Annotated in this window: 26 protein-coding genes; 24 read left to right on the top strand and 2 right to left on the bottom strand. The window is 70.7% G+C overall.

Annotation, left to right across the window (positions count from 1 at the left end; translation table 11 throughout):
- Positions 1–105: 105 nt before the first annotated feature.
- The 24 genes from rpsH to rplQ all read left to right on the top strand — a co-directional run bounded on the left by rpsH (position 106) and on the right by rplQ (position 21,052).
- Positions 106–513 carry a 30S ribosomal protein S8 gene (rpsH, locus tag AC6EI4_RS04290; RefSeq protein ID WP_498424408.1) on the top strand — a complete coding sequence of 136 codons (408 nt, stop codon included), beginning with the start codon at positions 106–108 and terminating at the stop codon, positions 511–513.
- A gap of 28 nt (positions 514–541) precedes the next feature.
- Positions 542–1,093: a 50S ribosomal protein L6 gene (rplF, locus tag AC6EI4_RS04285; protein WP_498424407.1), complete on the top strand. Its 552-nt coding sequence runs from the start codon at positions 542–544 to the stop codon at positions 1,091–1,093.
- 2 nt (positions 1,094–1,095) lie between these two features.
- The gene (gene rplR / locus AC6EI4_RS04280) at positions 1,096–1,479 is read left to right on the top strand and encodes a 50S ribosomal protein L18 (RefSeq protein WP_498424405.1); all 384 of its coding nucleotides are present in this window, start codon (positions 1,096–1,098) and stop codon (positions 1,477–1,479) included.
- A gap of 37 nt (positions 1,480–1,516) precedes the next feature.
- Positions 1,517–2,122 (top strand): 30S ribosomal protein S5, encoded by a 606-nt coding sequence (rpsE, locus tag AC6EI4_RS04275; RefSeq protein ID WP_498424404.1) that lies wholly within the window; start codon positions 1,517–1,519, stop codon positions 2,120–2,122.
- Positions 2,122–2,304 (top strand): 50S ribosomal protein L30, encoded by a 183-nt coding sequence (rpmD, locus tag AC6EI4_RS04270; RefSeq protein WP_460800328.1) that lies wholly within the window; start codon positions 2,122–2,124, stop codon positions 2,302–2,304. Before rpsE ends, rpmD begins: the two co-directional genes overlap by 1 nt.
- Positions 2,304–2,744, top strand: a complete 441-nt coding sequence (gene rplO / locus AC6EI4_RS04265; RefSeq protein ID WP_498424403.1) for a 50S ribosomal protein L15 — start codon at positions 2,304–2,306, stop codon at positions 2,742–2,744. The genes rpmD and rplO overlap by 1 nt, the downstream gene beginning before the upstream one ends.
- A gap of 163 nt (positions 2,745–2,907) precedes the next feature.
- Positions 2,908–4,200, top strand: coding sequence for a preprotein translocase subunit SecY (secY, locus tag AC6EI4_RS04260; RefSeq protein WP_498424402.1), 1,293 nt, complete (start codon positions 2,908–2,910; stop codon positions 4,198–4,200).
- Positions 4,200–4,772, top strand: coding sequence for an adenylate kinase (locus AC6EI4_RS04255; protein ID WP_498424401.1), 573 nt, complete (start codon positions 4,200–4,202; stop codon positions 4,770–4,772). Before secY ends, AC6EI4_RS04255 begins: the two co-directional genes overlap by 1 nt.
- A gap of 13 nt (positions 4,773–4,785) precedes the next feature.
- The gene (map, locus tag AC6EI4_RS04250; protein ID WP_498424400.1) at positions 4,786–5,604 is read left to right on the top strand and encodes a type I methionyl aminopeptidase; all 819 of its coding nucleotides are present in this window, start codon (positions 4,786–4,788) and stop codon (positions 5,602–5,604) included.
- A gap of 66 nt (positions 5,605–5,670) precedes the next feature.
- On the top strand, positions 5,671–6,774 hold the full coding sequence (locus AC6EI4_RS04245) for a DUF475 domain-containing protein (protein WP_498450680.1): 1,104 nt from the start codon (positions 5,671–5,673) through the stop codon (positions 6,772–6,774).
- A 40-nt stretch (positions 6,775–6,814) separates the two neighbouring features.
- Positions 6,815–7,399, top strand: coding sequence for a TerD family protein (locus AC6EI4_RS04240; RefSeq protein ID WP_498450679.1), 585 nt, complete (start codon positions 6,815–6,817; stop codon positions 7,397–7,399).
- A gap of 65 nt (positions 7,400–7,464) precedes the next feature.
- The gene (locus AC6EI4_RS04235) at positions 7,465–8,706 is read left to right on the top strand and encodes a hypothetical protein (RefSeq protein WP_498450678.1); all 1,242 of its coding nucleotides are present in this window, start codon (positions 7,465–7,467) and stop codon (positions 8,704–8,706) included.
- 158 nt (positions 8,707–8,864) lie between these two features.
- Positions 8,865–10,025, top strand: coding sequence for an HpcH/HpaI aldolase/citrate lyase family protein (locus AC6EI4_RS04230; RefSeq protein ID WP_498424396.1), 1,161 nt, complete (start codon positions 8,865–8,867; stop codon positions 10,023–10,025).
- Positions 10,022–12,535 carry a phosphoribosyltransferase gene (locus AC6EI4_RS04225; protein ID WP_498450677.1) on the top strand — a complete coding sequence of 838 codons (2,514 nt, stop codon included), beginning with the start codon at positions 10,022–10,024 and terminating at the stop codon, positions 12,533–12,535. Before AC6EI4_RS04230 ends, AC6EI4_RS04225 begins: the two co-directional genes overlap by 4 nt.
- Positions 12,532–13,374 carry an HAD family hydrolase gene (locus AC6EI4_RS04220; RefSeq protein WP_498450676.1) on the top strand — a complete coding sequence of 281 codons (843 nt, stop codon included), beginning with the start codon at positions 12,532–12,534 and terminating at the stop codon, positions 13,372–13,374. Before AC6EI4_RS04225 ends, AC6EI4_RS04220 begins: the two co-directional genes overlap by 4 nt.
- An 18-nt stretch (positions 13,375–13,392) precedes the next feature.
- Positions 13,393–15,708, top strand: a complete 2,316-nt coding sequence (locus AC6EI4_RS04215; RefSeq protein WP_498450675.1) for an FHA domain-containing protein — start codon at positions 13,393–13,395, stop codon at positions 15,706–15,708.
- 59 nt (positions 15,709–15,767) lie between these two features.
- Positions 15,768–16,823: an LLM class flavin-dependent oxidoreductase gene (locus AC6EI4_RS04210; RefSeq protein WP_498450674.1), complete on the top strand. Its 1,056-nt coding sequence runs from the start codon at positions 15,768–15,770 to the stop codon at positions 16,821–16,823.
- 348 nt (positions 16,824–17,171) lie between these two features.
- Positions 17,172–17,393: a translation initiation factor IF-1 gene (gene infA / locus AC6EI4_RS04205; RefSeq protein WP_026145687.1), complete on the top strand. Its 222-nt coding sequence runs from the start codon at positions 17,172–17,174 to the stop codon at positions 17,391–17,393.
- Positions 17,394–17,422: 29 nt separating this feature from the next.
- The gene (gene rpmJ / locus AC6EI4_RS04200; RefSeq protein WP_009199219.1) at positions 17,423–17,536 is read left to right on the top strand and encodes a 50S ribosomal protein L36; all 114 of its coding nucleotides are present in this window, start codon (positions 17,423–17,425) and stop codon (positions 17,534–17,536) included.
- 195 nt (positions 17,537–17,731) lie between these two features.
- Positions 17,732–18,106: a 30S ribosomal protein S13 gene (gene rpsM, locus AC6EI4_RS04195; RefSeq protein ID WP_498424390.1), complete on the top strand. Its 375-nt coding sequence runs from the start codon at positions 17,732–17,734 to the stop codon at positions 18,104–18,106.
- An 82-nt stretch (positions 18,107–18,188) separates the two neighbouring features.
- Complete coding sequence (rpsK, locus tag AC6EI4_RS04190) at positions 18,189–18,596, top strand: 30S ribosomal protein S11 (RefSeq protein WP_460800348.1); 408 nt, start codon at positions 18,189–18,191, stop codon at positions 18,594–18,596.
- Between the two features lie 43 nt (positions 18,597–18,639).
- On the top strand, positions 18,640–19,248 hold the full coding sequence (rpsD, locus tag AC6EI4_RS04185; protein ID WP_498424389.1) for a 30S ribosomal protein S4: 609 nt from the start codon (positions 18,640–18,642) through the stop codon (positions 19,246–19,248).
- A 106-nt stretch (positions 19,249–19,354) separates the two neighbouring features.
- Positions 19,355–20,371, top strand: a complete 1,017-nt coding sequence (locus AC6EI4_RS04180; protein ID WP_460800350.1) for a DNA-directed RNA polymerase subunit alpha — start codon at positions 19,355–19,357, stop codon at positions 20,369–20,371.
- A 102-nt stretch (positions 20,372–20,473) separates the two neighbouring features.
- The gene (gene rplQ, locus AC6EI4_RS04175) at positions 20,474–21,052 is read left to right on the top strand and encodes a 50S ribosomal protein L17 (protein WP_498450673.1); all 579 of its coding nucleotides are present in this window, start codon (positions 20,474–20,476) and stop codon (positions 21,050–21,052) included.
- A gap of 78 nt (positions 21,053–21,130) precedes the next feature.
- On the opposite strand, the gene AC6EI4_RS04170 is transcribed toward rplQ, so the two are convergent.
- Both AC6EI4_RS04170 and AC6EI4_RS04165 read right to left on the bottom strand, forming a co-directional pair.
- A complete protein-coding gene (locus AC6EI4_RS04170) occupies positions 21,131–21,892 on the bottom strand; it encodes a DUF2786 domain-containing protein (protein WP_498450672.1) in 762 nt (253 codons plus the stop codon).
- A gap of 103 nt (positions 21,893–21,995) precedes the next feature.
- A complete protein-coding gene (locus tag AC6EI4_RS04165) occupies positions 21,996–22,355 on the bottom strand; it encodes a GntR family transcriptional regulator (RefSeq protein ID WP_498424385.1) in 360 nt (119 codons plus the stop codon).
- Positions 22,356–22,411 lie beyond the last annotated feature (56 nt).

The raw sequence follows: 22,411 nt of genomic DNA, 5'->3' as shown, positions 1-22,411 counted from the left end.
GCTGAGTCAACTCGACAGGCTCGATCACCGAACAACACAACGATCGCTGAAGGTCGTTCCCGGCACGCGGGACGAAACCACGGTGGAGAAAGGGCCTATCCGGCCATGACGATGACTGACCCGATCGCAGACATGCTCACGCGTCTGCGCAACGCCAACCAGGCGTACCACGATGTGGTGTCGATGCCGTACAGCAAGCTCAAGCAGGGTGTCGCTGACATCCTGCAGCAGGAGGGCTACATCACGTCGTACGACGTGACGGAGCCCGCCGAGGGCGAGGTCGGCAAGACGCTCACCATCACCCTCAAGTACGGCCGGAACCGGGAGCGCTCCATCGCGGGCGTTCGCCGGATCAGCAAGCCCGGGCTCCGGGTCTACGCCAAGCACACGGGTCTCCCGAAGGTGCTGGGCGGCCTGGGCGTCGCGATCATCTCGACGAGCCAGGGCCTGCTGACCGACCGCCAGGCCAACAAGAAGGGCGTGGGTGGGGAAGTCCTCGCCTACGTCTGGTAACGACGAGACCGAGAAGGAGACGTACAGCATGTCGCGTATTGGCAGGCTCCCCATCACGGTCCCGTCGGGTGTCGACGTCGCAATCGACGCTGGCCCGCACCAGACCGTGACCGTCAAGGGCCCGAAGGGCACCTTGTCGCACACCGTGGCCGCCCCGATCGTCGTGGAGCGCAACGAGGACAGCGTCCTCGAGGTCAAGCGCCCCAACGACGACCGCGAGAGCCGCTCGCTGCACGGCCTGACCCGCACGCTGATCGCCAACATGGTGACCGGCGTGACCGAGGGCTACGAGAAGAAGCTCGAGATCGTGGGCGTGGGTTACCGCGTCCTGTCCAAGGGTCCGACCCAGCTGGAGTTCCAGCTCGGTTACTCGCACTCGATCACCTTCGACGCTCCGCAGGGCATCACCTTCACGGTGGAGTCGCCCACGAAGCTCGGGGTCCAGGGCATCGACAAGCAGCTCGTCGGTGAGGTCGCCGCGAACATTCGCAAGCTCCGCAAGCCCGAGCCCTACAAGGGCAAGGGCGTGCGTTACGCCGGCGAGCAGATCCGCCGCAAGGTCGGAAAGGCTGGTAAGTGATCATGGCGATCTCACTGAAGAACAACAAGCACACCGCTTCGCGGGTCCGCTCGCGCCTGCGTCGACAGGTTCGTGGACGCAAGAAGATCTCCGGTACCGCCGAGCGTCCGCGTCTCGTCGTCACCCGGTCGTCGAAGCACATCACCGTCCAGGTCGTCGACGACCTGGTCGGCAAGACGCTGGTCTCGGCCTCGACGATGGAGGCCGACCTGCGCTCCCTCGACGGGGACAAGACGGCCAAGGCCAAGCGGGTGGGCGAGCTCGTCGCCGCGCGGGCCAAGGCCAACGGCGTGGAGTCGGTGGTCTTCGACCGGGCCGGCAACAAGTACCACGGACGCATCGCGGCCCTGGCAGACGGGGCCCGCGAGGGCGGCCTGTCCTTCTGATCGCGAAGACAGCAAGAGAGAGAAGAGGAACAGTCTCATGAGCGGACCCCAGCGCGGACGCGCCGGTGGCGAGCGGCGTGGCAATCGCGACGACCGTCGCGGCCAGGCTGCCGACAAGACCGCCTACATCGAGCGAGTCGTCGCGATCAACCGTGTCGCCAAGGTCGTCAAGGGTGGTCGTCGCTTCAGCTTCACCGCCCTGGTGATCGTGGGCGATGGCGATGGACTCGTCGGCGTCGGCTACGGCAAGGCGAAGGAAGTTCCCGCGGCGATCGCCAAGGGTGTCGAGGAGGCGAAGAAGAGCTTCTTCCGCGTCCCCCGCATCCAGGGCACCATCCCGCACCCCGTCCAGGGTGAGAAGGCCGCGGGTGTCGTCCTGCTCCGTCCCGCCGCTCCCGGTACCGGTGTCATTGCCGGTGGCCCGGTGCGTGCGGTGCTCGAGTGCGCCGGCATCCACGACGTCCTGAGCAAGTCGCTCGGCTCGTCCAACCAGATCAACATCGTCCACGCGACGGTCGAGGCCCTCAAGATGCTCGAGGAGCCCGAGGCGGTGGCCGCACGTCGCGGCCTGCGTGTCGAGGACGTCGCCCCGGCCGCGCTGCTCAAGGCGCGCGCCGAGGGCGTGGCGGGGGTGACCAGCTGATGGCACGCCTGAAGGTCGAGCAGAAGAAGTCCAAGATCGGCTGCAAGGCCAACCAGCGCGAGACCCTGCGCACGCTCGGTCTCAAGCGGATTGGCGACGTGGTCGTCAAGGAGGACCGTCCGGAGATCCGGGGCATGGTCCACACCGTCCGTCACCTTGTGACGGTCGAGGAGGTCGACTGATGACGCTGAAGCTGCACCACCTGCGTCCTGCCCCCGGGGCCAAGACCGCCAAGACCCGCGTGGGTCGTGGTGAGGGCTCGAAGGGCAAGACCTCAGGACGAGGCACCAAGGGCTCCAAGGCCCGCTACCAGGTGCCGGCCGCCTTCGAGGGTGGCCAGATGCCGCTGCACATGCGGCTGCCGAAGCTCAAGGGCTTCAAGAACCCGTTCAAGGTCGAGTTCCAGGTGGTCAACCTCGACCGCCTCACGGAGCTCTTCCCCGAGGGTGGCGCCGTCACCGTCGAGGACCTCGTGGCCCGGGGCGCCGTGCGCTCCGGTCACCCCGTCAAGGTTCTCGGCCAGGGCGACATCGATGTGGCCGTCCAGGTGAGCGCTCAGGCGTTCTCCGCCTCGGCCAAGCAGAAGATCGAGGCTGCTGGCGGCACCACCACGGTGCTCTGAGGAGCTTGCACTTCACCAGCGCCGGGGCGCAGCGGGACCGTCCGACAGGACGGCCCGCTGCGCCCCGGCGTGCATGGTGGGCCATGCGGGCCAGCCTGTTAGGCTTCCGCGGGCCCAGCGGCGTATTGCTGGAGCCACACTTCGCCTGGAGAAAGAGGATCTCGTGCTAGGCGCGTTCGCCAACGCTTTCAGAACCCCGGACCTGCGGCGCAAGCTGCTGTTCGTCCTTGGGGTCATCGTGATCTTCCGACTCGGCTCCCAGGTCCCGGCCCCGGGCGTGCACGTGCGCAACGTGCAGACCTGCCTGGACAACACCAGTAGCGAGGGTGTCTACGGGCTGATCAACCTGTTCTCCGGTGGGGCGCTCCTGCAGCTGACGATCTTCGCGCTCGGGATCATGCCCTACATCACCGCCAGCATCATCCTGCAGCTGCTCGTCGTGGTGATTCCACGACTCGAAGCGCTGAAGAAGGAGGGGCAGTCGGGGCAGACGGCGATCACCCAGTACACCCGGTACCTGACGCTGGCCCTGGCCGTCCTCCAGGCCACCGGCATCGTCGCGCTGGCCCGCTCCAACCAGCTCCTGCCGTGCGAGCAGCCGCTGCTGCACGACGACGGCACCCAGACTTTTCTGGTCATGGTGATCACCATGACCGCCGGCACCGCGGTGATCATGTGGCTCGGTGAGCAGATCACCGAGCGCGGCATCGGCAACGGCATGTCGATCCTGATCTTCACCCAGGTCGTGGCGACCTTCCCGTCCTCGCTGTGGGCGGTCCAGAAGGGCCAGGGCTGGTTCACGTTCATCGCCGTCATGGTGATCGGGCTGATCCTCATCGCCGCCGTCATCTTCATCGAGCAGGCCCAGCGCCGGATCCCGGTGCAGTACGCCCGGCGGATGGTGGGCCGCAAGATGTTCGGTGGGAACTCCACCTACATCCCACTGAAGGTGAACCAGGCCGGCATCATCCCCGTCATCTTCGCCTCGTCGCTGCTCTACCTGCCCTCGATGGCGGTGCAGTTCAACGACTCCAGCACCTCCCCGGTGGTGACCTGGCTGAAGGACAACTTCGTCAACGGCGACTCCCCGTACTACATGGCGGTCTACTTCGCCCTCATCATCTTCTTCACCTACTTCTACGTCTCGATCACCTTCAACCCCACGGAGGTCGCAGACAACATGAAGAAGTACGGCGGCTTCATCCCCGGGATCCGGGCGGGGAAGCCGACCGAGGACTACCTGTCCTACGTCCTGTCCCGGATCACGCTGCCGGGAGCCCTGTACCTCGGTCTGATCTCGTTGGTCCCGCTGATCGCACTCGTGCTGATCGAGGCCAACGCCAACTTCCCGTTCGGCGGCACCTCGATCCTGATCATGGTCGGCGTCGCCCTGGACACGGTGAAGCAGATCGAGAGCCAGCTCCAGCAGCGCAACTACGAAGGGTTCCTCCGCTGATGCGTCTGATCATCATGGGCCCGCCTGGTGCCGGCAAGGGCACGCAGGCGAAGATCATCGCCGGTCGCTACGGCATCCCCGCCATCTCCACCGGCGACATCTTCCGTGCCAACGTCACGGAGGGGACGCCGCTGGGCGTCGAGGCCAAGCGCTACATGGACGCCGGCGACTACGTGCCCGACGAGGTCACCAACGCGATGGTGCGCGCCCGACTGGACGAGGACGACACCAAGCCGGGCTTCCTGCTCGACGGCTACCCGCGCACGCTGTCGCAGGTCGACGAGCTGGACGGCATGCTCAGCGCCGCCGGCGTCGAGCTCGACGCGGTCCTGGTGCTGACCGTCGACGACGAGCACCTCGTGCAGCGGCTGCTGCAGCGCGCCCACATCGAGGGGCGTGCGGACGACACCGAGGAGGTCGTGCGCCACCGGCAGGCGATCTACCAGAAGCAGACCGCCCCCCTGATCGAGGTCTACGACGCGCGCGGGCTGCTGGTCCGTGTGGACGGGATCGGCGAGGTCGACGACGTCACCGGCCGCATCTTCGCCTCGCTCGACGCGCTCGGCTCCTAGGGCGCTGGCGGCGATGGGCTTCCGCGACCGCGGGGTGGAGATCAAGAGCGCCGAGCAGATCGACGTGATGCGTCGCGCCGGCCTCGTGGTGGGGGAGACCCTCGAGCTGATGCGTCGCTCGGCGAAGGCGGGGGTCAGCACCGCAGAGCTCGACGCCATCGCCGAGGACAACATCCGCTCGTCGGGTGCGACGCCGTCGTTCAAGGGCTACCACGGGTTCCCCGCATCGATCTGCACCTCGGTCAACGACGTGGTCGTGCACGGCATCCCGGACGCCCGGGTGCTGGCCGAGGGCGACGTGATCTCCATCGACTGCGGCGCCATCGTCGACGGCTGGCACGGTGACGCCGCGATCACGGTGGCGGTGGGGGAGGTCGGCCCCGAGGTGATCGAGCTGATGGAGGTCACCGAGCAGGCACTGTGGCGCGGCATCGCCGCGGCCAGGCTGGGCGGACGGGTCACCGACATCTCCCACGCCGTCGAGTCCCACGTGCGCTCGCGCGGCAGCTACGGGATCCTGGAGGACTACGTCGGGCACGGCATCGGCTCCGAGATGCACCTGCCGCCGAACGTCCCGAACTACGGGCGCCCCGGGCGCGGCCCCAAGCTCGTCGAGGGACTGGCTCTCGCCGTGGAGCCGATGATCACCCTCGGCACCAACGAGACGGACCTGCTCGACGACGACTGGACGGTCGTCACCACCGACGGCTCGTGGGCCGCGCACTTCGAGCACACCATGACCCTCACCCCCACCGGCACCTGGGTGCTGACTGCGTTGGACGGCGGCGAGGAGATGCTCGGATCGCTCGGCGTGCCTTTCGGTGGGCGGTAGGGTTTCCCCGGCGCAGGGTCTCGTGGACCTGCGCGCCCCCTCTCTCGTCACTGACAAGGAATGCAGTTGATCCTCAAGACCTTTGGCTGGTCGTTCGGCATCACGATCGTCGGCCTCGCCGCTGCCTTCTGGTACGGCGGCCTCACCGGCATGGCCATTGCCACCATCCTGATCGTCCTCGAGGTCTCGCTCTCCTTCGACAACGCGGTGATCAACGCCAAGGTGCTGGCGAAGATGTCGCCGTTCTGGCAGAAGATGTTCCTCACCGTCGGCATCGTGATCGCCGTCTTCGGCATGCGGTTGGTGTTCCCGTTCGTGGTGGTCTGGGCCACCGCCGGCCTGGCGCCACTGGAGGCCTGGGACCTGGCCATGCAGGGCGAGGACGTCGCCCCGGGGCAGGAGACCTACGCCCACATCCTGCATGAGGCGCACCCGATGATCGCCGCCTTCGGCGGGATGTTCCTGATGATGATCTTCCTGGACTTCTTCTTCGACCAGGAGAAGGACCACCACTGGCTGGAGCCGATCGAGCGCCGGATGACGAGCCTCGGCTCGCTCGAGGGTGCCGCGGTGATCCTGTCGCTGGGTCTGCTGCTGCTGATCGGCTGGGGCTTCGACGTCAAGGACCTCGGCAGCGTGCTGGCCGCGGGCATCCTCGGCCTGCTCACCTACCTGGTGGTCAAGGGACTCGGCGACCTGTTCGCGGCGAGCTCCGGGCTGATGGAGGAGGACGAGGACGGGACCGCTGCGCCCGTCGCGAACGGCTCCGCGGGCAGCCTGGTGCTGGCCACCGGCAAGGCCGCGTTCTTCATGTTCCTCTACCTCGAGGTGCTCGACGCGAGCTTCTCCTTCGACGGCGTGATCGGCGCGTTCGCGATCACCTCCGACCCGATCATCATCGCGCTGGGCCTCGGTGTCGGTGCCATGTACGTCCGGTCGCTGACGGTGTTCCTGGTCCGCAAGGGCACCCTGTCGGAGTTCCGCTACCTGGAGCACGGCGCGCACTGGGCCATCGGCGCCCTGGCGGTGCTGCTCTTCGTGACGATGAAGTACGAGATCCCCGAGATCATCACCGGCCTGATCGGCGTCGCCTTCATCCTGGCCTCCCTGGGGTGGAGCATCCGGGCCAACAAGCGACACCCCGAAGAGATCCACAAGGTCGGCGTCTGAGCGGTCCGCCCGTCCCTTTCGACCCGGAGGTGTGAAGCGCATGGCAGTCACGTTGCAGAAGGGTGGCAACGTCTCCCTGGCCAAGGAGTCCGGCGGAGTCGTGCTGCGCCGGCTCGCGGTCGGCCTCGGCTGGGACGTGCGCTCGACCACGGGGGCCGACTACGACCTCGACGCCTCCGCCCTGCTGGTGGGCGCGGACGGCAAGGTGCTCAGCGACGGACACTTCGTCTTCTACAACAACCTCACCTCACCGGACCAGAGCGTGCGCCACACCGGCGACAACCTGACCGGTGAGGGCGAGGGTGACGACGAGGTCGTCGAGGTGGACCTCGAGCAGCTGCCCGACTCGGTGCAGCGGATCGTGTTCTGCGTGTCCATCCACGAGGCCGACGCCCGGCGTCAGAGCTTCGGGCAGGTGGTCAACGCCTTCATCCGCGTGGTGAACGCCGAGGACTCGCGCGAGCTGGCCCGCTACGACCTCACCGAGGACGCCTCGCTGGAGACCGCGATGGTCTTCGGCGAGCTCTACCGGCGCAACGGCGAGTGGAAGTTCCGCGCGGTCGGGCAGGGTTACGCCAGCGGACTCGCGGGCATCGCCCGCGACTACGGCGTCAACATCGGCTGAGTCTGCCGGGTACTGAGCGCAGGAGCGGGCGCCGACATCCCCAGTGCTTCCGTACGATGAGCGCCATGGGCAACGAGTGGACGCGGAGACAGGGATCGCGGCGTCTCCCGCCCACTCCGCTCGCGGCGGCCCAGGAGGCGCGCGCGCAACTGCAGGAGCAGTTCTACCGCGTCGACCAGCTGCAGCGTGACATCGGCACGACCGTGAAGTCCTACGCCGCGCTCCTCCCGGACCGGGCGCGGACGACCGGGGTCGTCCCGGGCTGGGAGCGCCTCGACGAGGAGGCGCACGCGGGGATCCTGGCCTACCTCGAGGCCCTCGACCGGTTCGACCCCCTCGAGGAGTCGCTGCTGCCGCAGATCCAGCAGGCGGCGCGGGCGTTCGGTGAGCTCACGCCCCGTCTGGGCCACCTCGCCGACGAGCTCGAGGGCTACCTGGAGCGGTTCGGGCCCGAGCTGCGCCGCCTGGGCGAGACCCGGGCGCAGGTCCGCCGCAGAGTCGACGAGGCGGTCGCGGCGGCCGGACGGGCGGAGACGGCCTGGCGGGCGATGCGCGAGGCCGGCCACGACTTCGCGGTCGCCGACGAGGCCCTGGCCCGCGCGGCGCTCGCCGCGCGCAAGCTCTCCGAGATCGCCGAGCACCTCACCCCCGAGCGGGCCGAGGAGCCGGCGCGCACCGTCGAGCGGCTCGCCGCCGAGGCCGAGCGGCTCGCCACCGACCTGCCGCAGCGGGCCGCGACGCTGCCCACCCGGATCCCTTCGCTCGCCACCCGGATCGAGGCGCTGGGCAACCGGGCCGCCTCGGTGCCCGACGCGATGGGCCACCTGCGCCGCGAGTTCTCGCTGGGCAACTGGCAGGACATCGCCGACCAGGAGCGCGAGGTCGAGGGCGGGCTCGCCAGCGCTCGCGAGCAGCTGCGGGAGCTGAGTCGCCTGCACCGCGCCGGGGAGCTCACCGCGGCGTTGGAGGCGCTCTCCCGGCTGGAGGAGACCCTGGAGCAGACGCAGGCGCTCGTCGACGGACCGCGCGAGCGGCTGGAGCTGCTGCGCTCGGTGCGCAAGGATCCCCAGGCCGTCTTCGAGCGGGCCCGGTTCAGCGTGCGCGATGCCCGCTACCTGGTGATGCGCGGGCGCCAGGTGGCGCCCCAGCCCTGGGGCGACCGGCTCGACGCGATCGCCCGGGAGCTGATCGCCATGGAGTCGCTGCTGGAGCCGACCCACCCCGACTACCTCGCGCTGCACCGCCGCGCGGAGCAGCTGCAGGAGCGCGTCCGGCGCCTGGTGGACGACTTCCGCTCCTCGCAGTGACCCCGCCCCGGCCCGGGCCGGGGGAGCACGGGGCGTGACGCGGGGCACTGCGCGCCGGACACGTTCGCGCCAGGGCCTGCGCGGTTGGACGGACGAACGTATTCTCGTCGAACGGCCGGAACCCCGACGCCGTATGCACTGGACAGGGAGACCCCCGCTTGCGCCACTTCGACTTCCTTGATCAGAACACGGCGCAGCGCCTGTTCCACCTCGCTCCCGAAGAGTTCAGCCGCGACACCGAGCGCGATCTTCTGGCTGTCGCCCTGGGGGCCACGCTCTACTCGCCGGCCACCCGCCCGACCATCGAGCAGGACCTGCCGACCGCCTACCACCGGGGGGTGGTCTCGGTGGTGCTGTGCCTCGAGGACGCCATCGCCGACGCGGACGTCGAGGTCGCCGAGAAGAACCTGGCCCAGCAGCTGGTCAGCCTCTTCGCCTCAGGCCGCGAGCGCCCGCTGGTCTTCGTGCGCGTCCGCGAGCCCGGCCAGGTCGAGCGCCTGGTCGCCGCACTGGGCGACCTGGCCTGGCACCTGGACGGGATCGTCATCCCCAAGTTCACCGCCGGCACCGGGGCGCCCTTCCTCACCGCCGTCGCCGCCGCCTCGCAGGTGATCGGTCGCCCGCTGCGGGTGATGCCGGTGATCGAGTCCCCGGAGGTCTTCCACCTCGAGACCCGCGTCGCCGCGCTGCAGGGCATCCGCGAGGCGCTCGCGGCCTCGCCCGCCGAGGTGCTGGCGGTCCGCATCGGCGCCACCGACCTCAGCTCCCTGCTCGGCCTGCGCCGCCAGCCCGACATCACCGTGTACGACGTGGTGCCGGTGGCCGCGGTGATCGGTGACATCGTGAACATGCTGGGGCGGCGCGACGGGACCGGGCACATCATCACCGGCCCGGTCTGGGAGCACTTCGACAACCGCGAGCGGCTCTTCAAGCCCCAGCTGCGCGAGACGCCGTTCACGGCGCACGCCGTGCGGGTGCTGCGCCGCAACCTGATCAGCAAGGGCCTGGACGGGCTGATGCGCGAGGTCGCGCTCGACCAGGCCAACGCGATCACCGGCAAGACCGTGATCCACCCGACCCACGTGCCCGCGGTGCACGCGCTCTCGGTGGTCAGCCACGAGGACTACGTGGACGCGCTCGACGTGGTGGCCGCCACCCGTGCCGGCGGCGTCTCCGCGTCGCAGTACGGCAACAAGATGAACGAGGCGAGCCCGCACTCGGCCTGGGCCGAGCGCATCGCGCTGCGGGCACGCGCGTTCGGGGTGGCCCGCGAGGACGTCACCTTCGTCGACCTGCTGGAAGCGAGCGTGACCCTGTGAGCTGGACCGGTGACTGGGTGCAGGAGCGGGTGGGCGTGCGGGTGCACGACGCCGGGCTGCTGCCGGGGCTGACGGCGCAGGATCTGGTGGGGCTCGCGCTGCGGGTCAACCCCAAGCGGCCGCATCTGCTGGTCTCGCGGGTGCTGGCCAAGCACGTGCCCACCGACCCGCGGGTGGTCCGGGCAGCCGGCCTGCTGCTGGGGCTGCGCGCCGCCCGCGTCCTGGGGCGTGGCGCCGACGTCGACGACGCGCTGCCCGGCCTGCTGGGCGACGTCCTGCGCGGGCAGGGCGACGTCGTCAAGCTCGCGGCGGCGGTCGAGGCTGCCGCGGGTGAGGTCGACGCCGAGCCCGACCCCGCCGCAGCGGTGCCCGAGCCGGGGCTGGTGTTCGGCTACGCCGAGACCGCCACCGGGCTGGGGCACCTGGTGGCCCGGGCGCTGCGGCTGCCGGTGATCCACTCCACCCGTCGCCACGTCACCGGCCACCTGCCGGCGCTGGACTTCGAGGAGGCGCACTCCCACGCCACCGAGCACCTGGTGCTGCCCGACGACCCGCAGCTGCTGCGGTCCGCCGGGCCGGTGATCCTCGTCGACGACGAGCTGTCCACGGGGAGCACCGCCCTCAACACGATCCGGGCCCTGCACGCCCTCCACCCGCGCGGGGCCTACCTGATCGCCGCGCTGGTCGACGTGCGCCGCGAGGCCGACCGCGAGCGGATGGCGGCCGTCGCCGGCGAGCTCGGGGTCAGCATCGACGTGGTCGCGCTGGCCTCGGGGGAGGTCGTGGTGCCCGGCGACGCCGTCGAGCGGGTCGCGCAGCTGCCGGTGTCCGGCGCTGCCGTGCCGGCCCCCGGCGTCGCCGCGGAGCCCCGCCCGCCCGCCGCGCCCGCCCTGCGCGGCTGGCCGGTCGGTGTGCGCGAAGGCGGCCGGCACGGCTTCACCCCCCGCGACGAGGCGGCCCTGGAGTCGGCGGCCGACACGGTGGCCGGCGAGCTGGCGGCCCTGGTGGGGGAGCGGGTGCTGGTGCTCGGCACCGAGGAGCTGATGCACGCCCCGCTGATGATCGCCGACGCCCTCCAGCGCCACCGGGAGACGGCGAGCGTCCGGTTCTCCAGCACCACCCGCTCGCCGGTCCAGGTGCGTGACGAGGACGGGTACGCGGTGCGGTCGGGGATCGCGTTCGGCGCCCACGACCGCGACGCCGAGACCGGCGCCCGGTTCGCCTACAACGTGGCCGACCAGCCCTGGAGCGACATCGTCGTCGTGCTCGACGCGCCCACCTGGTCGGCCGGCGTCGCCGGGTTGCTCGCGGAGCTCGCGCCGTACGCGCGTGCCGTGCGGCCAGTGGTGCTGCCGGTGCTGACCGGCCGCCCGCGCGAGCTGCACGGCCCGGAGTTCGGCTCCTACCCGCCCGAGGAGGTGACCTGGCTGCTCACCGACCTCTCCCACGTCCGGCTCGAGGCCGATCTCGCGACCCGGGAACGGGCCATCCAGGCCGGGGAGGCCCACTACGCCGAGTCGCTGCCGGTGGAGTACCAGCCCGAGGAGTCCTACCGCAGCCTCTTCCACCAGCAGCTCGACGAGGTCGCGGCGCGGGTCGCCACGGCCGTCGGCGTGGTCAGCGAGCTGGCGGTCGCCACCCGCGGGCGCGAGGACCTGGTGCTGGTGTCGCTGGCGCGCGCGGGCACCCCGATCGGCGTGCTGATGCGCCGCTGGGCCGCGCGCCGCGGGCTGGACTGGCCGCACTACACGATCAGCATCGTGCGCGACCGCGGCATCGACCTGGTCGCGATGCGTCACCTCGCCGACCGCTATGACCCCGCGCGGATCCTGTTCGTCGACGGGTGGACCGGCAAGGGCGCCATCACCCGGGAGTTCGCCGAGGCGGTGCAGACCGCCAACGCCGAGCTCGGGCTGGGCGGCGCCGGGGAGGGCGGCGGCTTCCACAGCGACCTCGCCGTGCTCGCCGACCCCGGCGAGTGCGTGGAGCTCTACGGCACCCGCGAGGACTTCCTGATCCCCTCGGCGTGCCTGAACTCGACGGTCTCGGGGCTCGTCTCCCGCACGGTGCTCAACCGTGACCTGATCGGCCCCGAGGACTTCCACGGGGCGAAGTTCTACGCCGAGCTGGCCGACCAGGACGTCTCCGGGCTCTACCTGGACCGGGTCAGCGCGGAGTACGACGCGGTCGCCGAGGAGGTCGCCGCGCAGACGAGCCGGCTGCTCGACACCGACCGGACGCCGACCTGGGTGGGCTGGCAGGCCGCCGAGCGGATCCGCGCCGAGCACGGGCTGCCGCACATCAACCTGGTCAAGCCCGGGGTCGGCGAGACCACCCGGGTGCTGCTGCGCCGGGTGCCGTGGAAGGTCGTGGTCAACCCCGAGCGGCGCGCCGACCTGCGCCACGTCGAGATGCTGGCCGCCGAGCGCGGGGTGGAGGTGGTCCCCGTCGAGGGGCTGCCCTACAGCTGCGTCGGCCTGATCCGTCCCACCGAGAAGGACTCCTCGTGAGCACCCCCACCCCCACCCCCGGAACCGGCTCCGTCCTGGTCGCCTCCGACCTCGACCGCACGCTGATCTACTCGGCCAGCGCGATGGCGCTGGGCGAGCCGTCGGCCGACCCGGTCTGTGTGGAGGTCTTCGAGGGCGCGCCGATCAGCTTCATGAGCGCCGGCGCGGTCGCCGAGCTCGCCGAGCTGAGTCGCACCGCCGTCTTCGTCCCGGTCACCACCCGCACCCAGGCGCAGTACTCCCGGATCCGGATCCCCGGGGTCCAGGCGCGCCACGCCGTCACCACCAACGGGGCGGTGATCCTCGACGAGGGACGCCCCTGCCCGCGGTGGGAGGCCCAGGTGGCGGCCAACCTCGCCGCCGACGCCTCGTTCGCGCAGGCGGCGGCGGCCCTCGGACCGGTCCTGGACCGGCCCTGGGTGCGCAAGATCCGCGACGCCGAGCAGCGCTTCGTCTACGCCGTCTTCGAGCCCGCCGAGGTCGAGGTGGCCTGGTACGCCGAGCTGGCGGCCGTCGCCGAGCAGCTCGGCTGGGTGGTGTCGGTCCAGGGACGCAAGGCCTACGCCATCCCGCGCGGGCTCACCAAGGAGGCCGCGCTCGCCGAGCTGGCACGCCGTACCGGCGCCACCACGGTGCTCGCGGCGGGCGACTCGCTGCTCGACCGCGGCATCCTCGGCTTCGCCGACCGGGCCATCCGGCCGGCTCACGGGGAGCTGCACGAGCAGGGCTGGGCGCCGCACGGGCTGTCGGTGACCAGACACGCCGGAGTCCGCGCCGGCGAGGAGATCGTGAGCTGGCTGAGCGGGTCGACTACGGTGACGCGCAACAACGATCTCTGAGAGCTGTCACGGGGGACCATGACGACGCACCAGCCGCCCGTCGCGCCTAGGCTGCGGGTCTCGCACGCGCAGACGACGCGCGAGTTCGACACGATCACGGTGATGGTGGGGCGCGACCCGGCCGCAGACGTGGTGGTGTCGCACGACGACGTCTCGCGGCGCCACCTCGAGCTGCGCCGCAGCGGCACCGGCTGGTTCGTCGTCGACCTGGACAGCACCAACGGCACCTTCGTGGCCGGGCGCCGGATCACCCACGAGCAGCTCGTGCCGGGCCGCCCGGTGCAGCTCGGGCTGGGCGCCGCCGGCGGTCCCGAGCTGTCGGTGGAGGTGCTCGCCGCACCGCGCACCCCACCCGGCCAGCTCGCCCACGGGCAGACGGTGATGCCGGCCGAGGGGCCGGCGGGGCGGGTGCTCACCATCGGGCGCACCCGCACCAGCGACATCGTCGTGGACGACCCGCTCGTCTCCCGGCGTCACGCCACCCTCGAGCTGGGGCCGCGGGTGATCCTGCGCGACCTCGGCAGCTTCAACGGCACCTTCGTCAACGGCAACCGGGTGGTGGGCGCGGTCGAGCTGCTGCCCGGGGCCGAGGTGATCCTGGGCAACCAGACCTTCGACTGGGACGGGCGCCAGCTCATCGCCCGGTTCACCCGCCACGACATGACGCTCTTCGTGGACGGGCTGACGACCACCGTCGGGGGCAACCGCCGCCTGCTCGACTCCGTGTCCTTCCAGCTCGAGCCCTCGACGCTGACGGCCGTGATCGGCCCGTCGGGAGCGGGGAAGTCGACCCTGCTCGGAGCGCTCACCGGCCTCACCCCCGCCACCCACGGCCACGTGGTGTGGCAGGGCCACGACCTCTACACCCACTACGACCAGCTGCGCTTCCAGATCGGGCTGGTGCCCCAGCAGGACATCCAGCACCCGCAGCTGACCGTGCGCCAGGGGCTCACCTACGCGGCGATGCTGCGCCTGCCCCCGGACACGACCGCCGCCGAGCGCGCCCACCGGGTGCAGCAGGTGGTGGGACAGATGCAGCTCGAGCGCCAGGTCGACAACCGGATCGGCACGCAGCTGTCCGGGGGGCAGAAGAAGCGGGTCTCGATCGCCACCGAGCTGCTCACCGCGCCGCCGCTGCTCTTCCTCGACGAGCCCACGTCGGGACTCGACCCCGGCCTCGACCGCGACGTGATGCACCAGCTGCGCACGCTCGCCGACGAGGGACGGGTGGTCATGGTGGTCACCCACTCCGTGCTGGCCCTCGACGTCTGCGACAACGTGGTCGTGCTCGCCCCCGGCGGCCGGGTCGCCTACTTCGGCCCGCCGTCGGGGGTCCTCGCGCACTTCGGGTGCCGGGACTACCCCCAGGTCTTCGACCTGCTCGACGAGCCCGACCTCTGGCAGCGCATCCCGCCCCCGCCCCGCGGGTCCTGGGCGGGCGAGACCGGGATGGGGGCGCCGCAGGCCAACCGGCCGGTGGCACCGCCCCCGCGCCAGTCCTACGTGCGCCAGCTGATGACGCTGGTGCGCCGGACCCTCGCGGTCACGGTGGCCGACCGGCTGCTGCTGACGATGCTGCTCGCGATGCCGCTGGTGCTCGGCGCCCTCAGCCGGGTGGTGCAGGGCGGCGCCGGCCTCTCCCTGCTGGAGACCGTCGGCGCCGACGGGTTCCTCGACGCCCGCGAGGCGGGCCAGCGGCTGACCATCCTGATCGTGGCCGCCTCGCTGATGGGCACCGCCGTCACGATCCGCGAGCTGGTCAAGGAACGCGCGATCTTCCAGCGCGAGTACGCCGTCGGGCTGTCGCCGGGCGCCTACCTGCTGAGCAAGATCCTGGTCCTCGGCACCGCCTGCTTCGGCCAGGGCGTGCTGGTCACCGCGCTGGCGCTGGTCGGGCTGCCCGGACCGGACGACGGGGGAGCGCTCGGGCTCGGCGGCCTGGAGATCGCCCTCGCCATCGGCGCGCTGGCGCTGACCATGGCCGTGGTCGGGCTGGCCGTCTCCGCCGTGGTCACCAGCTCGGAGCAGACGATGCCCGCCCTGGTCGGCCTGGTGATGGTCCAGCTGGTGCTCTCCGGGGCCCTGGTGCAGATCGCCGGGCGACCGGTGCTCGAGCAGCTGTCCTGGCTGGCTCCGGCTCGCTGGGCGTACGCCGCGTGCGCGGCGACCGCGGACCTGGGACGCCCCGACGAGGCCGTCCCCGGGGCCACCGTGGACCAGCTGTGGAGCGCCTCGGCCAGCCAGTGGCTCGCGAACATGACCGTGCTGGGCGTGCTCTGCGCGCTGTCCGCGCTGCTGGCCTACCTGCTGGTGCGCCGCAGCGCCCGCGCGTGAGCCGGGGCGGCCCGCCCCCGGGGACGGAATAGCCGGCGCCGGCAGCTGGTTCGAAGATCGTGAGCGAACCGAAGCTGGCCCTGTCCGTCCTCGACCTGGTGCCCGTTCGCGGTGACCAGAGCACGGGTGACGCCCTCGCCGCGACCCTGTCGCTGGCCCGCGTCGCGGACTCGCACGGGTTCCGCCGCTACTGGCTGGCCGAGCACCACAACATGCCCTCGGTCGCCGCCACCAACCCGCCGCTGCTGATCGGCCTGGTCGCGGGCGGCACCGCGCAGATCCGGGTCGGGTCGGGCGGGGTGATGCTGCCCAACCATGCGCCGCTGGTCGTCGCCGAGCAGTTCGCGCTGCTCGAGGCCGCCTACCCCGGTCGCATCGACCTCGGCATCGGCCGGGCCCCGGGCACCGACCCGGTCACCGGCTACGCCCTGCGCCACGGCGCCGGCGGGGTCAGCGACGAGGCGGTCGCCAGGTTCCCCGAGTACCTGGACAACGTGGTCGCGATGATGGACAGCGGCGGGGTGGGGATCACCGTGGCCGGCCGCACCCACGCCCTGCGGGCGACGCCGCGGGCCACGTCGGTGCCGCCGGTCTGGCTGCTGGGCTCCTCGGACTACTCCGCCCGGCTGGCCGCCTCGCGCGGGCTGCCCTACGTCTTCGCCCACCACTTCAGCGGCAAGGGCACCGCCGAGTCGCTGGAGCTGTACCGGACCGGCTTCCAGCCCTCGCCGGAGCTCCCCGAGCCGCGCACGTTCCTCACCGCGAACGTGGTCGTGGCGGCGACCCAGGAGGAGGCCGAGCTGTTGGCGCTGCCGCAGCTGCTCGCGATGCTGGCCCTGCAGACCGGGGGAGCGATGCTGCCTCAGCGCCTGGTCGAGGAGGCCGAGAAGGTCGAGCTCTCGCAGGGGCACCGCCGGCTGCTCGAGGCGATGCGGGGACGCTGGGTGATCGGCACCCCCGACCGGGCCGCCGCCGAGCTGCGTGCCCTCGCCGCGACGTACGGCGTGGACGAGGTGATGGTGCACCCGGTGGCCGGCGCCCGGTCCGGGACCGCGGCCCCCGCCTCGCCCGCGCGCGAGGAGACCCTCCGGCTGCTCGCCGAGGCGCTGGCCTGAGACGGTGGCTCGAGACGCGGGCCCGAGGTGCTCGGGCCGGGCGGTGCGGCAGGCGCCCCCACCCCCTGGCGGCTCGCGAGTTGGGGTTTGGTAGGGGCTGCGACTAGACTGGACCGTCGGCCCAACGTGGGTCTGTTTCGTGGTGCCTCGCGGCTGCCCGGACCACCAGCAGAAGTGCTCGAGAGAGCAGGCCTGTGACGTGCCCGGGAAGAGGACCACGCAGCGGCTTCGCGAGGTCCACCCGCACCCGTGCGGGAGGTTCCCGGTCCGGCCGTCCGGTGGCTCGTCCACCGGTCGGAGCAACACGGTAGACACATTTCCCGAACCCACTGAGAGATTGCGGAGGACATGCCGAAGAAAGAAGGCGTGATCGAGCTCGAGGGCACCATCACCGAGGCTCTGCCGAACGCGATGTTCCGCGTGGAGCTGAGCAACGGCCACAAGGTCCTCGCCCACATCAGCGGCAAGATGCGACAGCACTACATCCGGATCCTCCCCGAGGACCGCGTGGTGGTGGAGCTGTCGCCGTACGACCTCACCCGGGGACGGATCGTCTACCGCTACAAGTGACAGCAGCCGATTACTGAAAGGACCTCCTCGTGAAGGTCAAGCCCAGCGTCAAGAAGATCTGTGACAAGTGCAAGGTGATCCGTCGCCACGGCCGAGTCATGGTGATCTGCGAGAACCCGCGCCACAAGCAGCGCCAGGGCTGAGTCCCGGGCTCCGCGCCGGCGCGTCCGGCGTCGCGGCCACAACTGAATAATTTCCACGTGCTCGCTTGCCCGTGCCGGCCCTCTGGGCCAGTCGGGCGAAACCACCTCCGGAACAGAGGCCGGAGCCCGGGCTCCCCGCCCGGGACGCGACACGACCAGAGACCTCTGTGAACAACCGAAGGGACACCGCCAGACATGGCACGCCTCGTTGGTGTTGACCTCCCGCGTGACAAGCGCATCGAGATCGCACTCACCTACATCTACGGCATTGGCCGTACCCGCGCCCAGCAGGTCCTCGCGGCCACCGGCGTCGACCCCAACACCCGGGTCCACGCGCTGGGGGACGAGGAGCTGGTCAAGCTCCGCGACGAGATCGAAGGCAACTTCAAGATCGAGGGTGACCTCCGTCGTGAGGTCCAGGCCGACATCCGTCGCAAGATCGAGATCGGCAGCTACCAGGGTCGCCGCCACCGCATGGGCCTGCCCGTGCGTGGACAGCGCACCAAGACCAACGCCCGCACCCGCAAGGGTCCCAAGCGCACGGTCGCCGGCAAGAAGAAGGCCAAGTGACGCGTTGTCCCTGACCAGGGACACGGCGTCCACGCCGACTTCACTCGAACTCACAGCTTCCAGCAACCTCAGGAGAAACTGAATGCCTCCCAAGAGCCGCAGCGCGGCCGGCGCCAAGAAGGTGCGTCGCAAGGAGAAGAAGAACATCGCTCAGGGCGAAGCCCACATCAAGAGCACGTTCAACAACACCATCGTCACCATCACCGACCCCACCGGTGCGGTGATCTCGTGGGCCTCCGCCGGCACCGTCGGCTTCAAGGGCTCGCGCAAGTCCACCCCGTTCGCCGCGCAGATGGCAGCCGAGGCTGCTGGTCGTCGGGCGCAGGAGCACGGCATGAAGAAGATCGACGTCTTCGTGAAGGGCCCGGGCTCGGGCCGCGAGACGGCGATCCGCTCGCTGGGTGCCATCGGCCTCGAGGTCGGGACCATCCAGGACGTCACGCCCACGCCCCACAACGGATGCCGGCCGCCCAAGCGCCGTCGCGTCTGAGCCCCGACACCCCGACCAGACAGACTTAAGGAGTCATTGAGTTATGGCCCGTTACACCGGCCCCATGACCAAGAAGTCGCGCCGTCTCGGTGTCGACCTCGTTGGTGGAGACGCGGCGTTCGAGCGTCGCCCTTACCCGCCCGGCCAGCACGGCCGCGCGCGCGTCAAGGAGAGCGAGTTCCGTACGCAGCTGCACGAGAAGCAGAAGGCGCGCATCACCTACGGCATTCTCGAGAAGCAGTTCCACAACTACTACGTCGAGGCTTCGCGGCGCGCCGGCAAGACCGGTGACAACCTGCTGCAGCTGCTCGAGTGCCGCCTCGACAACGTGGTCTACCGCGCCGGGTTCGCCCGCACGCGTCGCCACGCACGTCAGCTCGTCAACCACGGGCACTTCAAGGTCAACGGCAAGAAGGTCAACATCCCCTCCTTCCAGGTGACCGCCCACGACGTCATCGACGTCCGGGAGAAGAGCCTCGAGATGACGCCCTTCATCGTGGCTCGCGAGACCCACGGCGAGCGCGTCGTCCCGGCGTGGCTCGAGGCGCTCCCCACCCGGATGCGCATCCTCGTGCACCAGCTCCCGACCCGGGCCCAGATCGACCTCCCGGTCCAGGAGCAGCTGATCGTGGAGTTCTACTCCAAGAAGTGATCCACACACGGGGGGTCCTCGGACCCCCCGTGTGCCCCTTTCCCAGTCGCTCTGTGCACAGTTCGGGCCCGTCAAATGGTGGGTGGGCCCGGAAAGGAAGAAATAAGTGCTAATCGCCCAGCGCCCGACTCTGTCGGAAGAGGTCGTCGACGAGTTCCGTTCGCGGTTCGTGATCGAGCCCCTCGAGCCCGGTTTTGGCTACACGCTCGGCAACAGCCTGCGTCGTACGCTCCTCTCGTCGATCCCCGGTGCGGCGGTCACGAGCATCAAGGTGGACAGCGTCCTCCACGAGTTCTCCACGGTGGAAGGCGTCAAGGAGGACCTCACCGAGGTCATCCTCAACCTCAAGCACCTCGTCGTCTCCTCCGAGCACGACGAGCCCGTGACCATGTACCTGCGCAAGTCGGGTGCCGGTGACGTGACCGCGGCCGACATCGCGCCGCCGGCCGGCGTCGAGGTGCACAACCCCGACCTGAAGCTCGCGACGCTGTCCGACAAGGGCAAGCTCGAGATGGAGCTGGTCGTCGAGCGTGGCCGCGGCTACGTGAGCGCGGTGCAGAACAAGGGTGCCGACAACGAGATCGGCCGGATCCCGGTCGACTCCATCTACAGCCCCGTGCTGAAGGTGACCTACAAGGTCGAGGCCACCCGTGTCGAGCAGCGCACCGACTTCGACAAGCTGGTCATCGACGTCGAGACCAAGCCGTCGATCCGTCCTCGTGACGCGATCGCCTCGGCGGGCAAGACGCTGGTCGAGCTCTTCGGCCTGGCGCGCGAGCTCAACGTGGAGGCCGAGGGCATCGACATCGGTCCCTCGCCCGTCGACGAGCAGCTGGCTGCCGACCTCGCCCTCCCGGTCGAGGACCTGCAGCTGACCGTGCGCTCGTACAACTGCCTCAAGCGTGAGGGCATCCACACCGTGGGTGAGCTCATCTCGCGCTCGGAGCAGGACCTGCTCGACATCCGCAACTTCGGCGCCAAGTCGATCGACGAGGTCAAGGCCAAGCTGGTCGAGATGGGCCTGTCCCTCAAGGACAGCGCGCCCGGCTTCGACCCGGCCACCGCCCTCGCCGCGTACGGCGACGACGACGACGATGCCTTCGTCGAGGACGAGCAGTACTGATCTGATCCCGTTCGGGCCCGGCGCAGCCGCGTCGGGCCCGACATCGGCACCACCCCGTCTACTCGAGTACCTGGTACGGCTCGGGAGAAATGAGAAGAAGCTATGCCTACCCCCAAGAAGGGTTATCGCCTCGGCGGCAGCCCGGCTCACCAGCGCCTGATCATCGCGAACCTGGCCACGCAGCTGTTCGAGCACGGTCGGATCACCACCACCGAGGCCAAGGCCCGCGTGCTGCGTCCGCACGCGGAGAAGCTGATCACCAAGGCCAAGAGGGGTGACCTGCACAACCGTCGCGAGGTCCTCAAGACCATCCGCGACAAGTCGGTCGTGCACCACCTCTTCACCGAGATCGGCCCCAGCTTCGCCGAGCGTCCGGGTGGCTACACCCGGATCACCAAGATCGGTCCCCGCAAGGGCGACAACGCGCCGATGGCCGTGATCGAGCTCGTCACCGAGCCCTACGTGGCCAAGGCCCAGACGGTCAAGACCGAGAAGGCCCCCGCGGCCGCCCCGGTCCCCGCCGAGGTCGAGGCCGAGGTCGAGGAGGGTCGCACCGAGGTGATCGACACCGAGCTCACCGACGTGGAGACCGCCGAGGCCGAGACCACCGACGCGGCCGAGGTGAACGCCGCCGACGAGGCTCCCACCGAGGACCCCGCCGAGGGCGAGAACAAGGCCTGATCCAGGCCACCTGCCGCACCGTGCAAGGCCCGCCACCCCGCAGGGGGTGGCGGGCCTTCGCGCTTCTCCGGTCAGTCCTCAGGAGCCGGAGCGCAACGCGGGCCGCCGCCCGGGGCCGACCCGCTGGCCCCCCAGGTCGGCCCGCTCCCCGGCGGCCCACCCCTGCGCGGCGCCCGAGCCGGACAGCGTGCGCGGCCGGGCGGTGCGCAGGTGCGGGTAGGACTCAGCCACGGCGGCACTCACCTGCGCGGAGCGGTCGGCCAGGACCAGCCCTGTCGAGGTGCCGGCGGCCGCGAAGCGGGCCTCGGCGTCCTGCTCGGCCCGGTGCTCGGCCGCGCTGAGCCGGCGGGTCACCGCCATCCGGAACCCGGCCAGCCAGGAGCGGCGGAACGCCGCCTTGTGCTCGCCGGGCGGCACCGGTGTGCGCAGCAGTTGGGTGCCGGCCTGCAGCAGGAGGCTGGTGTAGAGGACCTCCACCCGAGCGAGGTCGCTGGAGTGCCCGAACAGGTGCACCGAGCGCTCCTTGGCTCCGGCCACCCACCGGGTGCGCGCGATCGCGGTGCAGCGCATCTGCTGCGCCACCGCCGCGACCAGGTCGACCTTGTCGCTCGCGTAGGGGTTGTCCACGAGCACCACGCAGTCGCCGACCGGGTCCGTGGCCGGGTCGCCCTGCGCGAGCAGGGCCCGGTCGATGCCGTAGTCGGCGATCAGCTGGGCGGCCTTGGCGGTGTAGATCTCCGACTCGTGCGCGGTGGCGGCCGGGTCCTCGGCCTTGGCGAGCAGCTTGCGGACCTTCGCGAGCATCGGGTCCTGGTCGGTGGTGGTGCGGGGCTCGGTCATGGGCTCTCCGGGGGCGGGGGGTGGCGTCGGGGACCAGCGTGACAGCCACCGGGGACAGTGCGACGTGGCAACGGCCCGCTCCTGCACAGGCGGGCGCCGCTCGTCAGGCGCCCCAGCCCTCCTCGACCAGCCGGACGGCCTCGGTCATCGCGAGCCCGGCGCCCCGGGCGGTCCGCACGAAGTCTGCGCAGGCGTCCTGAACGTCCCGGGAGTCGGCCGCCGGGCTGGAGCGAACGAACGTGCCGCGTCGCCCCTCGGTGACCACGACGCCGTCGGCCTCCAGCTCCCGGTAGACCCGGGCGACCGTGTTGGCGGCCAGACCCAGCTCCTGGGCGAGCGAGCGGACCGGGGGCAGCCGGGTGCCCGGCGCCAGGTCGCCCTCGCGAACCCGCCGGGCGATCTGGGTGCGCAGCTGCTCGAAGGGCGGCACCGCCGAGGCAGGGTCGGGTGGCTGCAGGTGCATGGGAGGACCCTAGCCCCAGCCGTCGCGCTGCGGCCCGCGCCGTAGACTGGCGTGCC

This window comes from Nocardioides sp. Z43_10 (assembly GCF_059766615.1).
This window is presented reverse-complemented; position numbering and strand designations above follow the sequence as displayed.

Bases quoted from the DNA above. Each gene is read 5' to 3' on its own strand.
- rpsH (WP_498424408.1), top strand. From the start codon at position 106: ATGACGATGACTGACCCGATCGCAGACATGCTCACGCGTCTGCGCAAC.
- rplF (WP_498424407.1), top strand. From the start codon at position 542: ATGTCGCGTATTGGCAGGCTCCCCATCACGGTCCCGTCGGGTGTCGAC.
- rplR (WP_498424405.1), top strand. From the start codon at position 1,096: ATGGCGATCTCACTGAAGAACAACAAGCACACCGCTTCGCGGGTCCGC.
- rpsE (WP_498424404.1), top strand. From the start codon at position 1,517: ATGAGCGGACCCCAGCGCGGACGCGCCGGTGGCGAGCGGCGTGGCAAT.
- rpmD (WP_460800328.1), top strand. From the start codon at position 2,122: ATGGCACGCCTGAAGGTCGAGCAGAAGAAGTCCAAGATCGGCTGCAAG.
- rplO (WP_498424403.1), top strand. From the start codon at position 2,304: ATGACGCTGAAGCTGCACCACCTGCGTCCTGCCCCCGGGGCCAAGACC.
- AC6EI4_RS04255 (WP_498424401.1), top strand. From the start codon at position 4,200: ATGCGTCTGATCATCATGGGCCCGCCTGGTGCCGGCAAGGGCACGCAG.
- map (WP_498424400.1), top strand. From the start codon at position 4,786: ATGGGCTTCCGCGACCGCGGGGTGGAGATCAAGAGCGCCGAGCAGATC.
- AC6EI4_RS04240 (WP_498450679.1), top strand. From the start codon at position 6,815: ATGGCAGTCACGTTGCAGAAGGGTGGCAACGTCTCCCTGGCCAAGGAG.
- AC6EI4_RS04235 (WP_498450678.1), top strand. From the start codon at position 7,465: ATGGGCAACGAGTGGACGCGGAGACAGGGATCGCGGCGTCTCCCGCCC.
- AC6EI4_RS04215 (WP_498450675.1), top strand. From the start codon at position 13,393: ATGACGACGCACCAGCCGCCCGTCGCGCCTAGGCTGCGGGTCTCGCAC.
- infA (WP_026145687.1), top strand. From the start codon at position 17,172: ATGCCGAAGAAAGAAGGCGTGATCGAGCTCGAGGGCACCATCACCGAG.
- rpsM (WP_498424390.1), top strand. From the start codon at position 17,732: ATGGCACGCCTCGTTGGTGTTGACCTCCCGCGTGACAAGCGCATCGAG.
- rpsK (WP_460800348.1), top strand. From the start codon at position 18,189: ATGCCTCCCAAGAGCCGCAGCGCGGCCGGCGCCAAGAAGGTGCGTCGC.
- rpsD (WP_498424389.1), top strand. From the start codon at position 18,640: ATGGCCCGTTACACCGGCCCCATGACCAAGAAGTCGCGCCGTCTCGGT.
- rplQ (WP_498450673.1), top strand. From the start codon at position 20,474: ATGCCTACCCCCAAGAAGGGTTATCGCCTCGGCGGCAGCCCGGCTCAC.
- AC6EI4_RS04170 (WP_498450672.1), bottom strand. From the start codon at position 21,892: ATGACCGAGCCCCGCACCACCACCGACCAGGACCCGATGCTCGCGAAG.
- AC6EI4_RS04165 (WP_498424385.1), bottom strand. From the start codon at position 22,355: ATGCACCTGCAGCCACCCGACCCTGCCTCGGCGGTGCCGCCCTTCGAG.